Source organism: Pacificimonas flava (genome assembly GCF_000342165.1).
GTDB lineage: Bacteria > Pseudomonadota > Alphaproteobacteria > Sphingomonadales > Sphingomonadaceae > Pacificimonas > Pacificimonas flava.
Map to the genome: position 1 here is coordinate 311,723 of NZ_AMRV01000001.1, position 15,249 is coordinate 326,971.

Below are 15,249 nucleotides of genomic sequence, written 5' to 3' on the forward strand. Positions count from 1 at the left end.
CTAGGCGGCGCAGGCTTCGCTTTGCAACAGGACCGCAAAAAATGCCGCTCGGCCGCTTATCTGACTCCGGCACCCTGAACCCGCGATTACCCGCCGATATTCTTCAGCGCTACGTTGAAAAGAAACGTGTTCCCTCGTTGGAAATCCTGAATTTCGGAATAGTCGCGTCGCCAGGTAAGCCCGAAGCGGAAACACTCGTCCTCATACTGGAATCCGACGCGGTGACGGATGGGGTCGAATCCATTTGCAAGGCTCAGCGGATCTTCGGCTTCGTTCGTCAGATCGACGATAAGCGAGCCGAATACCGACCAATAGCGCGTCATCTGTAAGCGGCCCCCGGCGCGGGCTTCCTCCCGGTCCGCAAGATCCTCCAGTCCGATGTCCCGGTCCAGTTTCAGATATCCGAGCGTGACATAGTCGCGCCGGCCACCCAGCGTCAGATCGATCTCGTTGCGGCGAAGCTTCAGGCTGTCCTTGTCCAGACGATAGCGGTGGACGATGTCGAACCTGCGTCCGATGCGTAGCGTGTTCCGCCCGACAAGATCGGAGAAGCGCTCGGCGAAACCCGTTCCCTCCGGAAGGCTGGAGGGCTGGTCGTCAAGACTGTAGGATTGGCCGACCTCGGCCTCGATCAACCAGCGAGGGCGATCCAGGCGATAGCTCACGCCATACGTGACGCGGGGGCCACCCTCCCACCGGTCGTGGCCAGGAAAGCGGCTGATGTCGAACAGATTGGACGTTTCCAGGTCGACGGCGCGGCTGTCCTCGTTCGGAATGCCGTCATTGACGCCGTGCGGAGAGGCCGAGATCTGGACACGCGGGGTGATGAGCTGGGTGCCGCCGAACGCCGGGCCTGCGAGCGGCCAGGTCATGTCTATTGCGGCCGCCGGGATGAAACGACTCTCCCAACCCTCCTCGCCCGCATAGGAAGGAATCTCCGCAAGTGCGGAATCGTTCGTCCGGTATGTATCCGACCGCAGGAGAGCGGTGGCGGTGATCTTCTGTCCGAAGGGGGTAATGGTGCTCGCCTGCCACTGCCCGCCTGCGCTCAGCCGGAAGCTATCCATGCCGTCGGTCCGCGTAATGGTCGCGGTCGAGGCTTCGACGGACACGCGTCCGCCCGCCAGTTCCTGGCCGGGCGTGTAGCGAAAGTCCGCAATGGGCAGCGCAATCGGTATCGTGCCCTGTTCGTCATCGAGAGCGAGGCCCTGAAAGGCCCACGCCTCGACATTCAGATAGGCTTCCGATCCGAACCGCTCGACGCGCGCGAAGTTGCGGAGCGTCGTATCTCGGCTGATGTCGTAGCGGCGCAGAAACGTGTCGTCGGTCGTCAGCCTTACACCGAACGTCGTCCGCCAATTCTCGTCGAAATTGAACTGACCGTTTCCGTAGAAATATCCCCTGATATCATCGTGCAACGTATAATCGTTTCCATTCCGGGTGAACGTTTCAGTATCGGAATAGGTAACGATGCCGCCCACGCTGAACGGCCCCCTGCTGGTCAGCTTTCGATATTCCGCGCTGAGGGCGGGGAGAACCTCGGTATAAACGGTCGGCGCAATCGTGAGATCACTGCTGTCGTTGAGCGCGAAGAAATAGGGCTGACGGAGAGAGACTCCGTTATTGTTGTCGATGCGCAGGCTCGGGATCAGCAAACCGCTGGCGCGTGCGTCGGCACTGTCCGAGTGCGACAGCGAAGGCAGCCATAGAATGGGAACGCCGAAAAGTTCGAAGCGCGCGTCCTTGTAGCGTATGCGGTGCGCCTCCGGATCATGCGTGATCGACACCGCCTTGATCTGCCACAGTGGTTCCTTTGGGCAGCCGCCCTCTCCAACGACGTTACACGGGGAGTAGACCGCTCTGTCGAGGACAGAGATTCCGCCAGTGCGCGTTCCCTTCGCCGCAGCCAGGCGGCCGCCGCCTTCGAGAGCCAGCAAAAAGCCGTCGATCGCGCCATCGCGCAGCTCGTCGTCCAACTCGACTTCGCCGGCAAAGACTTCATTTCCGATCGCGTCGATGACCCGAACGTCCCCGCGCGCCGTCACGATGCCGCTGTTGCGGTCGTAAACGACCTCCTCCGCATTCAGACGATAGGATCCACGTACGACCACAACATTACCGGTGGCCCGCACGATTTGGGCGTTCTCGTCGTAGGACATGGCGTCTGCGGCAAATTCGACCGGCAGGGTCTCGTCCGTGTCGTCCACGGTCACGACGGTTTCGTCGGCCTGCTTGGGCAGGGCCGAGGCCGGTGCATGCCTTGCGTCATCTTCGAAGCCCGGTCCGGACAGGGCTTCAGCGCTGACCTCCGACTGCGCGAGGGCAGGAACGGCGGTGCCCGCGAGCAGAAAGGCAAGAGCCGGCCGCAGGAGTGAACGATCGGGGAAGGGGAAAACGCGGATGATGGGTCGACCCCAGAAGAACGGCGGGACTGGACATCCTGATAGGAAAGCCGGCGCCGCGCGGCAAGCCGCATGAACGACCCTGCCGTCATGGTTGCAGCGGCGGCGCTGCTGGTTAAGAGCGGGGAAAGGCTAGTTTCGAATGGAAAGTACGAGATCGTCATGCACATTCAGTTTACCTCGACGGCCAATGAAGACGGCGCGGCCCTGATTGTTTTCAGCGCGCAGGACCTGGTCCTGTCCGAGGCGGCGCAGCGCGTCGACGATGCCTCTGGCGGCGCGCTGCGAAAGGCCGCCCGCGCGGCGCGCTTCGCCGGCGATCTGGGTAAGGTCGTGGAACTGCTCGGTATCGCCGGGACGGAGGCGCAGAAGGTTCTGCTGGTCGGCACCGGACCGCAGGGACGCGGCAATCCCGCTGGCTTCGAACGGATCGGCGCGGTGATTGCCGGAAAGCTGTCGCGCAGCGGAAGCACGCGCACGCTCGTCGATATGCGCGGCGCGCGGGATCTGGGTCTCGACGTCTCCGAGGCGGCTGCGCGGCTTGCCACCGGCCTGAAACTGCGCGGCTATGCTTTCGACCAGTACCGCACGAAGATGCCGGAGCAGCAGAAGGTCAGCCTGACCGATGTGGAAATTGTCGGCGCCGGCGATGACGCCGCGCCGCGATTCGAAATTCTCGGCGCGGTCGCCGACGGCGTCGCCTTCACCAAGGATCTCGTCAGCGAGCCGGCCAACGTGCTCTATCCGGAGAGTTTCGTGGAGCGGGTCCGGGCGCTGAATATCCCCGGTCTGAAGATCGAGGCTCTCGACGAGGCGCAGATGCGGGAAGCGGGGATGAATGCGTTCCTGGGCGTTTCGCAGGGATCTGAGCGCGAGGCCCGTATGCTCGTTATGGAGTGGGACGGGACGAATGGCAGCGCCGATGTCGAAACCGTGTTCGTTGGCAAGGGCGTCACGTTCGACAGCGGCGGCATTTCGATCAAGCCCGGCGCCGGCATGGAGGACATGAAATGGGATATGGGCGGCGCCGGGGCCGTCACGGGCGCGATGGTGGCGCTGGCGAAACGCAAGGCCAAGGCCCGGATCGTCGGGATTTGCGGCCTGACGGAGAATATGCCGGACGGGAAGGCTCAGCGCCCGGGCGACGTCGTGACGTCGATGTCCGGGCAGACGATCGAGGTTATCAATACCGATGCCGAAGGGCGCCTCGTTCTCTGCGACGCAATGTGGTGGGCGCAGGAGACCTACAAGCCGAAGCGGATCATCGATCTTGCCACCTTGACGGGCGCCATGATCATCAGCCTGGGCCATCATCATGCCGGCGTCTTCTCGAACGATGACGATCTCGCCGAGAAACTGATCGCGGCGGGTGCTGCCAGCGGAGACAAGCTGTGGCGGCTGCCGGTGGGCGAAGAGTACGACAAGCAGATCGACAGTCCCATCGCCGACATGAAAAATGTGGGCGGGCGCGACGCCGGGTCGATTACCGCCGCGCAGTTCCTGAAGCGCTTTGTAAAGGACGGCGTGGAGTGGGCGCATATCGACATTGCCGGTATGGCGTGGTCCTCGAAACCGGGTGCGCTGTTCGACAAGGGCGCCACGGGCTACGGCGTACGGTTGCTCGATGAATATGTCCGCTCGATCTACGAGGGCTGACGGGGATTTGGAGCCGCGCGTGGAGGTGGGATTCTACCACTGCACGCGCGCGGCACCGCTCGCCGTTTTGCCGCGATTGGTTCAAAAGGCGGCAGAGGCCGGTTTCCGCGTCCTGATCCAGTCGGACGATCCTGCTGTTCGAGATGCCGTGGACGGCGCCTTGTGGACCTTCGAAGCGGATAGCTTCCTGCCCCACGGTCTGGCGGGCGGGGAGCATGATGCAGAGCAGCCCGTTCTGATCGCCGAAGGCTTCGACCCGGCAAACGGCGCGCGCATCGCCCTTGCGATCGGCGGGGGCTTGCCGCCCGCCGATGCCGGTTTCGAGCGCATTCTTTACCTGTTCGACGGCAATGACAATGATGCGCTGTCCCGCGCGCGTCGTCACTGGAAGGCGCTGTCCGCGCGGGATGGAGTGACGCCGGTCTATTGGCAGCAGGCGGAACGAGGCTGGCAGAAACGCGGCTGAGCGCGGGCAGGGACGGGACTGTTCATCCGGCCTGTCTTGCGGAACCCAAACCTACCGCCTAGTTGCGGCGCCGACATCACCACAATTCAACCCCAAATGGAGACGATCTCATGGCGATCGAACGCACCTTCTCGATCATCAAGCCCGATGCCACCCGCCGCAACCTGACCGGCGCGATCACCCAGAAGCTGGAAGAGTCCGGTCTGCGCGTCGTTGCCAGCCGCCGGATCCAGATGACGGAGGACCAGGCGAAGAAATTCTACGAGGTCCATGCCGAGCGTCCGTTCTACGGCGATCTCGTCAACTTCATGAGTTCCGGGCCGGTCGTGGTGCAGGTTCTGGAGGGCGAGAACGCCATCTCCAAGAATCGCGAAGTGATGGGTGCCACGAACCCCTCCGACGCTGCCGAAGGCACCATTCGTGCCGAATTCGCGGAATCCATCGACGCCAACTCGGTGCACGGTTCCGACAGCCCCGAAAACGCCGAACTCGAAATCAAGCAGTTCTTTACCGAGGACCAGATCGTCGGCTGAAGACCCTAGAATTCGTCGGCGGCGTCCATCAGCTTCGTAAGGCTCTTGGGCGCCGTCCGACGCCAGCTCTTGCTGAGCCAGTCAGCGACATGCTCCCAGTCCGTATCGCGGCGATCCAGTCGAATACCGATCCAGTCCGAAGCGCCGTAATAGGCCGGCCGGTGATAGAGTTCGGCATCTGCGTCCAGAAGGTTTGCCAGTTCGTCTTGGCCACTTGTCTTCACCAGAAGAGCGATGCGCTCGTCCCCATGATGGCGGTCGCTGAAATGGGCGAAAAACTTTCCCTTCTTCGCGCGAAAAGCCGGCGCCCCGTGTGATATGCTTTCTTCCGTCTGCGGAAGGGCCAAGGCGAGCGTTCGCACCTTCTCCAATAGCCACTCCGGATTGTAGGGGCGCGAGACATAGTCGGAAAGGGCGCGCGGATAGAGTTGGTGTTCGGCGTGGATCACGCGCGCTGCCAGAGTCTGCGGCGTGTCGTCCTGCTGAATGGCCACCGGAATGCTCGCAAGAACGGGACCGTCATCCAGTTCCGGTGTTACGATGTGGACGGAGCAGCCGCCATGGCTGTCGCCGGCATCGATCGCGCGCGCATGCGTGTCGAGGCCCTTATACTTCGGCAGAAGCGAGGGGTGGATGTTGAGGAGCCGTCCCGCCCAGCGATTCACGAATTCCGTAGACAGGAGGCGCATGTAACCCGCGAGCGCGACATAGTCCGCATTCGCCTCGAGCAGCGCGTTCGTGATCAAATCGTCGAAGGCAGAGCGCGACATTCCGCGGTGATCATGCGCCCAGACCGCCACGCCTTCGGCGGCTGCAAGCTTCAAGCCTTCAGCGTCCGGATTGTTGGAGCCGACCAGAACCACGTCATAGGCCGCATCTGCCGCCCGGGAGGCATAGAGGAGTGCAGCCATATTGCTGCCACGTCCCGAAATCAGCACCGCAACGCGGGCGCGCCTATGCATCGTGCGCGGCGCTCCAATTGTCCTTCTGCCCCCAGGTGCTTCCCGCCCCGGCGATCGTCGTGCCGCGCGTTCCCGTTTCGACATGGCCAATCGTGTAGACCGTCTCGCCCGCCTCCTGCAGCTGCGCCGCGAGAATGGCAGCATCCGCTGGGGCGGCGATGACAGCCATTCCAATGCCGCAATTGAATGTTCTGGCAAGCTCTTCAGGGGCGATATGGCCGGTTTCCCGCAACCAGGCGAATGCGGGTGGAAGACGCCAGGCGGCAGTGTCGACATGAGCGCGCAGGCCTTTAGGCAGAACGCGCGGCAGGTTCTCGAGAAGACCGCCGCCCGTAATGTGAGCGAGTGCCTTCACCCGGCCGTTCCGGATGGCCGGAAGCAGTGACTTTACGTAGATGCGGGTGGGCGTTCGCAGATCACTGCCGAGCTTTCGGCGGCTATCATAGGGTGCCTCCGCCTCAAGGTCGAGTTCGCGGTCGGCGATGATACGGCGCACCAGCGAATATCCGTTCGAATGGAAGCCGCTGGATGCAAGGCCAAGAATGACGTCGCCGTCGCTGACCCGGTCACCCGTCAGCGCTTCCTCGCGCTCGACCGCACCGACGCAAAAGCCGGCAAGGTCGTAGTCGCCCGCATTGTACATGCCAGGCATCTCCGCCGTTTCGCCCCCGATCAGTGCGCATCCGGCCTGCCGACATCCCTCTGCGATGCCTGCGACGACTTCGGTGGCGACGACGCTCTCCAGCTTGCCGCTGGCGAAATAATCCAGGAAGAACAAAGGCTCGGCGCCCTGCACGATCAGGTCATTGGCGCACATCGCGACGAGGTCTATGCCCACCGTATCGTGATGCCCCGAGTCGATGGCGAGGCGCAGTTTCGTGCCGACACCGTCCGTTGCCGCCACGAGTAGCGGGTCGCGGTAGCCGGCAGCGCGCGGATCGAAGAACGCTCCAAAGCCGCCAAGGGCAGCGTCCGCGCCCGGTCGCCGCGTCTGCTTCGCCAGCGGCGCGATCCGATCGACCAGGGCATTGCCTTCCGAAATGGAAACACCGGCATCCTGATAGGTGTAGGACTTCGTGTCCCGCTTGCTTTTGTCTTTGTCGCTCATGCGGCCGCTCTAGCGCCGCAAGGGCGGCGTGACGAGACGGCAATTGTCGGTCGCGGAATGCGGAACGCTGTTCTTGCTTGGGGCTTTGCGACGAAGGCACTAGATGACGCGGGCATGTCGAGGTTCCTACTTTCCTGTGTGGCCGTTTGCGGCCTTCTTGCAGCGGCCGCTTCCGCACCGGCCCAGGACGGGGAGGGCAAGGACATCGGCGCCGCCTTCACCGTCTCCGGCATCGAAATCGATGTGGGCGCACCGACGTCGGATGCCGCGCGCGACGCCGCCTTCAAGGAGGCGCCGCGCCGGGCCTGGCCCCGTCTCTGGGCGCGCCTGACGGGGAATGAGGCGGACAGCGCGCCGCAGATGAGCGATGCGGCGCTCAGCGCGATCATCGACGGCATCGAAATCCAGCGTGAACAGTTGGGGGAAGGGCGATATATCGCCACGCTGGGCGTGGCGTTCGATCGCCAGCGAGCGGGTCGCCGTCTGCCCGCCGGGGCCAGGGTCATCCAGTCGCGGCCGATGCTGCTTGTGCCTGTGCTGACGGAGGCCGGCGCGATGTCGACCTACGAACCGGACAGCCCCTGGTTCAAGGCGTGGCAGGCCTTCCCGGCCAGCAGCAGCACGATCGATTATGTGCGCCCCAGGGGGTCGGCTGCCGACAGGGTTATCGTCAACGGCTGGCAGGGGCTGCGCGGCGACCGCCGTCTCTGGCGTCAGATTCTCGGCCGCTACAGCGCGGACAATGTCGTGACGGCGGAGGCCCGGCTGCGCCGCACCTATCCCGGTGGACCGGTTTCCGGCTATTTCCTTGCGCGGTACGGCCCGGACGCGGAGATCCTCGATAGCTTTTCGCTTCGCGCCTCATCCAGCGCTGAAATTCCTGCCATGCTTTCGCAGGCAGTGCAGAGGATGGACGGGGCCTATACCCGCGCTCTGGAAGAGGGCGTTCTTCAGGCCGAGGACAGCCTGAGCGCCAACCTGTCGTCCATCTCCGCACCGCCTGTCGAGATCGACGATGGTTTCGAGGCGCTCGGCCTGATCATCGCGCAGGTGCCGACACCGGCGGCAGACGATTGGGTGGCGCTGGAGAACGCGATCTCTGGCGTTCCTGCCGTCGACCGGCTGACGTTGACGAGCTTACAGGTCGGCGGCTTGTCGGAAGTCGAACTGGCCACCTCGGCAAGTGAGGCGCAGCTTCGCGCCGCGCTGGCCGCTCGCAATCTCACGCTCGTCGGCTCGGACGGCAATTACATTATTCGCCGTCGTCAGACGGGTGATGGTGCAGCGGGCGAGGTCGTAACGCCGAACGCAGCAGGAACGGGAGGCGCCGGGATATCTGAGCCGCAGGCCGGTTCTCCCGCTCAGAACGGGCAGCCCCCAGCGGGGAATGCGCCGGCTGCGCCCTCCACGAACCCCTCCGCGACTGGCGAGCAACCGCAATCCTTATTGCCCCCCGTCGATGAGACCGGCGACGATCGGTGACGAAGTCCGTCGCATCGTCCGGCGGACCGGTGCTGCCCAAATTGCATTGGGGATGGCTGCTGGTCATCGCCATCTGCATCTGGTTCTTCTGGTCCACGTCCGGGATCCTGCCGCCATTTCTGGCGGGCATCGTCATTGCGTATCTGCTCGACCCCGTGGCCGACCGGATGGAAGCGAGGGGCATTCCGCGCTGGCTGGCGACAGCGATTGCCCTGATCGTCTTTTTCGCGCTGATCGCAGGCGCCATCGTGCTGATGGCACCGCTCGTGACGGCGCAGGCGACCGCACTTGTTACGGCGCTGCCCGGCCTGATCGAGTCGCTGACGCCGGTGGTTCAGCACTGGTATGACGAACTGACCCTCGTCATCTCGCTGGACGATCTCGGCCGAAACCTGATGGAGCGCGCGGCGAGCGTCAGTGCAACGGTCGCACGTTCGATCATTTCGCAGAGCCTCGCGCTCTTCAATATTCTCGCGCTGCTGATCATCGTTCCGGTCGTTTCCTTCTATTCCCTGCGCGATTTCGACCAGATGACCGCGCGGATGCGGAGCTTTGTGCCGCCGCGGTACAAGAGCACGGCGGAAGGCCTGTGGCGGGAGGCGGACGAGGCGCTCGGCGGCTTCATTCGCGGCCAGTCACTGGTTTGCGCGTCTCTTGCCGTCTTCTACGCCACGGGTTGGTGGCTGACGGGACTGGATTACGCACTCGTTCTGGGACTGATCGCCGGCATATTGGCGTTCGTCCCCTACCTCGGCGCAGTGATTTCCGTGGCTCTGGCGCTGCTTGTGGGCCTCGGCCAGTTCGGTTTCGACCCCCTTCACCTGATCCTGATCTTCGCGGTGTTTCAGGTGGGGCAAATTCTGGAAGGCTCCGTGCTGACGCCGAACCTGATCGGCAACCGCATCGGTCTGCATCCGCTCTGGGTTCTGTTCGCCGTTTTCGCCGGCGGCGAGATTGCGGGCCTGTGGGGCGTGTTTCTGGCGGTGCCGGTCGCTGCCGTCGTCGCTGTCTTTGTGAGGGCGGTCATGAGGCAGTATCTCCGCAGCGCGCTCTACGGCCCTGCCGCGCCGCCTCGATGATCCGGCAGATCGCCTTGCCGCTCCGTTTCGAGGAGGGGGGTGTCGGAGACGAATTCTACGTCTCCGACGCGAACCGTTCGGCCGCGGAACTGGCCCAGCGGTGGGAACAGTGGCCGGAGGGGGCGCTCATTCTGCTTGGTCCTGTCGGCGGCGGTAAATCGCAGTTGGCGCGGTTGGTCGCAGCCGCTGCCGGAACCCGGGTCGATCTGGTCGAGGACGCCGACCGGCCGGGCCGGGACGAGACGGCGATATTCCACGCCCTGAACCGCGCGCAGGAAACGGGGCCGCATGTGCTGCTGACAGCGCGAATACCTCCGGGGGCGTGGAAGATCGGCCTGCCGGACCTTCGCTCGCGTTTGCTGGCGCTGCCGTTTGCCCGGATCGGCGAACCCGACGAACCGCTGATCGCGGAGCTCCTGGCTCAGAAGCTGCGTGCGCGCGGGCTCGATGTCGCACCGGACATCATCGAGTTTCTGACGCCCCGCGTGCCGAGAAGCTATGCCGCGCTGGCGGCTGTAGCGGATCGCCTCGATGCAGCCGCCCTGGAACGGCAACGGCGGCTTACCGTTCCCTTGGCACGCGACGTCCTTGCAGATTTCGAAACGGGAAAAGCCTGATGAACGTAGAAACGCACGCGACGACCGCGCAGCGGTTCTCGCCTAGCGAACGCTATATCAACCGTGAGCTTTCGTGGCTGAAGTTCAACGAGCGCGTACTGGAAGAGGCTGCGAACCCGACATATCCGCTTCTGGAACGTCTGAAGTTCCTTGCGATAAGTGGGGACAATCTGGACGAATTCTACATGGTGCGCGTGGCCGGCCTGCATGGTCAGGTAGAGGAGGGTGTGGAAACGCTGACGCCGGAGGGGCAGACACCTGCCCAGCAGCTGAAGGAAGTCCGCGTCGAAGGTGAGAAGCTGACACGACGCCAGCAGGTCATCTGGAATCGGCTGCATGAAGAGCTTGACGATATCGGTATCGAGGTCTTGCAGCCCGATGCCATCAAGCCCGATGAATGCGCCTGGCTGGAACGGTTCTTCCTGGAGCAGGTCTATCCTGTGCTGACGCCGCAGACGCTTGATCCGGCGCATCCGTTTCCCTTCATTCCGAACCTCGGTTTCGGCCTGATGATGGCCCTGGAACACCCCGATACGGATGAGGATATTCTTGCCCTCGTCATCATGCCGACGACCTTGTCGCGTTTCGTCCGGCTGCCTGGCGCGGAGGCGCGCTATGTCGCGCTGGAGAACGTCGTGCGTTTGTTCGTGCACGAACTTTTCCCCGGCTACGCCATAGAGGGGGACGGCGTTTTCCGCATCATTCGCGACAGCGATATCGAGGTGGAAGAGGAGGCCGAGGACCTCGTTCGCTACTTCCAGACGGCGATCAAACGGCGCCGGCGCGGCGAGGTCATCCGGCTGAAGGTGGAAAAGCGGATGCCGCAGCGCCTGCGCCGATACGTGCGCCGGGCATTCCAGGTGTCCGAGGACGACATGTCGGTCCTCGACGGGATCATCGGGCTCGCGGATCTCATGCAGCTCTATGCCGAAGAGCGGCCCGAGCTGAAATTCCCTCCCTACGACGCGCGGTTTCCCGAGAGAATACGGGAACATGGCGGCGATTGTTTCTCTGCTATCGGAGAAAAGGATATCGTCGTTCACCACCCCTATGAAAGTTTCGAGGTGGTGATCGCGTTTCTACGTCAGGCCGCGGCCGATCCGAACGTGGTGGCGATCAAGCAGACGCTCTACCGGGCCGGCAAGCAATCTGCCGTCATCCGCGCGCTGATCGATGCTGCCGAGGCGGGCAAATCTGTTACTGCGGTTGTCGAGTTGAAGGCGCGCTTCGACGAGGAGCAGAACATCGCCTGGGCGGCGGAGCTCGAGCGTGCCGGCGTACAAGTCGTCTACGGATTCATCGACTGGAAGACACACGCGAAAATGTCGCTGGTCGTCAGACGAGAGGGGCAGGGTATGCGCACCTATTGCCACTTCGGGACCGGCAACTATCACCCGGTGACGGCAAAAATATATACTGACCTCAGTATGTTCACGGCCGATCCTGTGTTGGGACGTGACGTTGCGCAAGTCTTCAATTTCATCACCTCCTATGTAAAGCCGAAGCGCCTCGAAGCGATGAGCATCGCGCCGATCGGGCTGCGGGCACGCATCGAAAGCCTGATCTCTCGCGAAATCGAGAATGCCCGCGCCGGAAAGCCTTGCGGGATATGGATGAAGATGAATGCGCTGGTCGATGCCGAAATGATCGACCGGCTTTACGAGGCGAGCGAAGAGGGCGTACCCATCGATCTGATCGTGCGTGGAATTTGCTGCCTGCGTCCGGGCGTCGCCGGTCTGTCAAGCAACATACGCGTACGCTCCATCGTCGGCCGCTTTCTGGAGCATAGCCGCATCTACGCATTCGCGAACGGCGCTGTTTTACCGTCTCGCACGGCCGAGGTGTTCCTGTCCTCTGCCGACCTGATGCCAAGAAATTTGAACCGGCGCGTCGAAGTTCTTGTTCCCATACAGAATCCAACGGTTCACGCGCAGGTTCTGGATCAGGTGATGATGGCGAATTTCAAGGATACCGAGCAGAGCTGGGAAATGCTTTCGGACGGATCGTACGAGCGTATCCAGCCTGCTGGCGAACGCTTCAACGTCCACCATTATTTCATGAACAATCCATCCCTCTCCGGACGTGGAACGGTGATCGAGGAGGCGCCGGACGTTCCAAGGCTTGACCTTACGAGGAGCCAATCCGCGGCTGACGAGGAGCGCATCGTCGATGACGATCCGGCCGCGGTGACTGCATAATGGGGGGAGCGCCCGTTCGCCAGATCGACCGTCCATCCGCGAACTCGCCCTTCCCGGTGCGCGCCGTTATCGACATCGGATCGAACTCCATTCGGCTGGTGGCGTTTCGCGCCGACCGCCGAACACCGATGGCGCTGTTCAATGAGAAGGTCATGGCGGCGCTCGGAACCGGTGTCGCGGAAACCGGTGAAATGCGCCGCGCCAACATGGATCAGGGTATCGCAGCCTTGCAGCGCTTTGCACGCCTTTGTGAGGATATGCAGGTCACGGATATAAAAACCTTCGCAACTGCGGCCGTTCGCCTGTCTACCAACGGTGCCGAGTTCGTGGCGGCTGCGAAGGAAATTTGCAGCCTTGAGGTCGAAACGATCGATGGAGAGGCCGAGGGGTGCTTTTCCGCCAAGGGCGTGCTCGCCGGCATCCCGAATGCCGAAGGTGTCGTCGGGGACCTCGGCGGGGGCAGTCTCGAACTGGTCCGCATTCTGGACGGCGCGCCGACCAAGGTCGTCTCTCTGCCGATCGGCAGCCTGAAACTTGCGGAGGTTCGCAAGCACGGATCCGAAAAACTGAGACGGTTCATCAAGGCGGCACTTCGCAAGGTCGACTGGGCAGGCGAGGGGAAGGGCCTTCCCTTCTACATGGTGGGCGGCTCGTGGCGGGCGCTCGCGCAGCTTCAGATGCACCTGAGCGACCATCCCCTCCCGATCGCCCATCAGTTCGAGATGAGCCCGAAGGTGGTGGACCGCCTGGCGCGCGGCGTTCCCAATTTGAGCGAGAAGCGGATCGCCGGCGTTCGCCAGGTTTCCTCGCAGCGTGTGCCACATCTGCCCGGCGCTGCCATCCTGCTGCGTGCCGTGATGAAGCGCCTGGGCTCGAGCCATGCCGTCGTATCCGCCTATGGCATTCGCGAGGGTGTATTCTTCGATGGCCTGCCGAAGGAGTTGGCTGAACGGGATCCCCTGCTGGCCGCTACCCGGGAGGAAGGGCAGCGGCACGCCCGCTTTCCACACCACGCCGGCGCGCTCATGCGATGGATCGACCCTCTTTTCGAGCGCGAGGAGGGGGAGGACCGGCGTCTGCGCCGCGCTGCCTGCGAGCTCAGCGATGTCGCATGGCGCGCGCATCCGGATTTCCGCGCAGAACGCTCTCTCGAGATCGCGCTCCACGGCAATTGGGTCGCCATCGACGGGAACGGCAGAGCGCGGCTGGGCGCGGCGCTTTTCGCGCTGAACGGCGGCGTCGTGACCGATCCTGCACGGCGAGCGCTTGCCCAGCTTGCTCCCTTTGAAGAGCTTGATCGCGCTGCCTCGTGGGGGCTGGCCCTCCGTCTCGGGCAGCGCCTGACGGGCGGCACGACGGCACCACTCGGCGGCAGCGCGATCAGGCGCAAGGCCGACACGCTGACGCTGCAACTCAGCCCCGACTATGCGGTGCTGCGCTCCGAAGCGGTCGAGAAGCGATTGGCCCAGCTTGCCACGCATCTTGGGTGCGAATGCCGCATCGAAATCGGTAAGATCGCAACGTAAGCGCGAAGCCGCGGCGTGTCAGTCGCCGACCTCTGTCATGACCATTCGCCCGTCCTTGACGGCGAAGCTGCGCCGTCCTTCAACGAGGGCAAGAGCGTCGGCGCCGAACACATCGTACCTCCAGCCCTCCAGCAGTGGCAGGCCGCTGCGCTCTCCGGCGGCCAGACGTTCCAGATCTTCCGCACGGCCAATCAGCCGGGATGCAACGTCGGCTTCCTTGGCCCGCACTTTCAGCAGCAATTTCAGAAGATCAGCGACGAGCGACGAATCGGCATTCAGCCTGGGGCGGCCGCGCGGCTTGTCCGGAATTTCCGATTTCGGCATCGGTTCGGCGTCCGCCAGCGCCTTCATCAGCCGCTCGCCGATGTCGTTGGCGGCCCAGGTTTTCGAAAGACCCCGCACGCGGGACAATGCCTGCTGGTCCTTCGGCGGATGTCCTGCGAGGTCGGCGAGCGTCTCGTCCTTGACGATTCGGCCGCGCGGCAGATCCTTTGCCTGCGCCTCTCGTTCGCGCCAGGCGGCAAGCGCCTTCAGGCGTCCAAGTGCCTCGGCGTTCCGTCCGGGGAATTTCACGCGCTGCCACGCATTCTCCGGTTCGTTGGCGTAATTTTTTGGATCGGTCAGACGCTGCATATCCTCGTCCAGCCAGTCGCCGCGTCCAGTCTGTTTCAGCCCTTCAAGCATCTTCGGGAAGATTTCAGCCAGATGTGTGACATCGGCGATCGCATAGTCGAGCTGGCGCTGGTCGAGGGGGCGCCGACCCCAATCCGTGAAACGCGCGCCCTTGTCCAGCGTGTGCCCAAGATAGTGAGACACGAGAGTGGCATAGGAAACCTGCTCGCCAAGCCCGAGCGCCATGGCCGCGATCTGCGTGTCGAAAAGCGGCCAGGGCGTTTCGCCGGTACGGTTGTAGATGATCTCCACATCCTGGCCCGCGGCATGCATGACCTTCAGCACCTCTGCCCGTGTGATGAGGTCGAGGAGGGGTGAAAGGTCCATATCCGCCTTTGGATCGACCGCCGCCGCCTCGTCGGGACTGGCGACCTGGATCAGGCACAGATCGGGATAATAGGTGCTTTCACGCATGAATTCCGTATCGACGGTGACGAACGGGGCGCGTTCCAGCCTTTGGCAGAGGTCTTTCAGGCTGGCAGTGTCGGTGATGAATTGATATTCGGCCATCGATGCCTCTTAGGGCCGCGCGGCGGCTGATGCCAGCG

Annotated in this window: 12 protein-coding genes; 8 read left to right on the forward strand and 4 right to left on the reverse strand. The window is 63.3% G+C overall.

Going from position 1 to position 15,249, the window contains the following annotated elements:
• Positions 1–86: 86 nt before the first annotated feature.
• Positions 87–2,213, reverse strand: a complete 2,127-nt coding sequence (locus tag C725_RS01480) for an LPS-assembly protein LptD (RefSeq protein WP_008599697.1) — start codon at positions 2,211–2,213, stop codon at positions 87–89.
• Positions 2,214–2,564: 351 nt separating this feature from the next.
• Here C725_RS01480 and C725_RS01485 point away from each other — a divergent pair, with 351 nt between their 5' ends.
• The 3 genes from C725_RS01485 (at position 2,565) to ndk (ending at position 5,057) form a co-directional block, all read left to right on the forward strand.
• Entirely contained in the window at positions 2,565–4,058 is a 1,494-nt protein-coding gene (locus tag C725_RS01485) for a leucyl aminopeptidase (protein WP_038281222.1), read from the forward strand.
• Positions 4,059–4,077: 19 nt separating this feature from the next.
• Entirely contained in the window at positions 4,078–4,524 is a 447-nt protein-coding gene (locus C725_RS01490; protein WP_160165701.1) for a DNA polymerase III subunit chi, read from the forward strand.
• Between the two features lie 110 nt (positions 4,525–4,634).
• Positions 4,635–5,057 carry a nucleoside-diphosphate kinase gene (gene ndk, locus C725_RS01495; RefSeq protein WP_008599702.1) on the forward strand — a complete coding sequence of 141 codons (423 nt, stop codon included), beginning with the start codon at positions 4,635–4,637 and terminating at the stop codon, positions 5,055–5,057.
• 5 nt (positions 5,058–5,062) lie between these two features.
• Here the strand turns inward: ndk and purN are convergent, their stop codons facing one another.
• The gene (gene purN / locus C725_RS01500; protein WP_008599703.1) at positions 5,063–6,019 is read right to left on the reverse strand and encodes a phosphoribosylglycinamide formyltransferase; all 957 of its coding nucleotides are present in this window, start codon (positions 6,017–6,019) and stop codon (positions 5,063–5,065) included.
• Positions 6,012–7,127: a phosphoribosylformylglycinamidine cyclo-ligase gene (gene purM / locus C725_RS01505; RefSeq protein ID WP_008599704.1), complete on the reverse strand. Its 1,116-nt coding sequence runs from the start codon at positions 7,125–7,127 to the stop codon at positions 6,012–6,014. The genes purN and purM overlap by 8 nt, the downstream gene beginning before the upstream one ends.
• A gap of 114 nt (positions 7,128–7,241) precedes the next feature.
• Here purM and C725_RS01510 point away from each other — a divergent pair, with 114 nt between their 5' ends.
• From C725_RS01510 to C725_RS01530, 5 genes are read left to right on the forward strand one after another with little or no spacing between them, the layout of a single operon-like run.
• Positions 7,242–8,609, forward strand: coding sequence for a heavy-metal-associated domain-containing protein (locus C725_RS01510; protein ID WP_149864485.1), 1,368 nt, complete (start codon positions 7,242–7,244; stop codon positions 8,607–8,609).
• Complete coding sequence (locus C725_RS01515; RefSeq protein WP_008599708.1) at positions 8,606–9,688, forward strand: AI-2E family transporter; 1,083 nt, start codon at positions 8,606–8,608, stop codon at positions 9,686–9,688. Before C725_RS01510 ends, C725_RS01515 begins: the two co-directional genes overlap by 4 nt.
• A complete protein-coding gene (locus C725_RS16070) occupies positions 9,685–10,305 on the forward strand; it encodes an HdaA/DnaA family protein (protein WP_008599709.1) in 621 nt (206 codons plus the stop codon). The genes C725_RS01515 and C725_RS16070 overlap by 4 nt, the downstream gene beginning before the upstream one ends.
• On the forward strand, positions 10,305–12,503 hold the full coding sequence (locus tag C725_RS01525) for an RNA degradosome polyphosphate kinase (protein WP_008599710.1): 2,199 nt from the start codon (positions 10,305–10,307) through the stop codon (positions 12,501–12,503). Before C725_RS16070 ends, C725_RS01525 begins: the two co-directional genes overlap by 1 nt.
• Positions 12,503–14,029: a Ppx/GppA family phosphatase gene (locus C725_RS01530; protein ID WP_008599711.1), complete on the forward strand. Its 1,527-nt coding sequence runs from the start codon at positions 12,503–12,505 to the stop codon at positions 14,027–14,029. The genes C725_RS01525 and C725_RS01530 overlap by 1 nt, the downstream gene beginning before the upstream one ends.
• 18 nt (positions 14,030–14,047) lie before the next feature.
• On the opposite strand, the gene rnd is transcribed toward C725_RS01530, so the two are convergent.
• Positions 14,048–15,211 carry a ribonuclease D gene (gene rnd / locus C725_RS01535; RefSeq protein ID WP_008599712.1) on the reverse strand — a complete coding sequence of 388 codons (1,164 nt, stop codon included), beginning with the start codon at positions 15,209–15,211 and terminating at the stop codon, positions 14,048–14,050.
• Between the last annotated feature and the right edge of the window lie 38 nt (positions 15,212–15,249).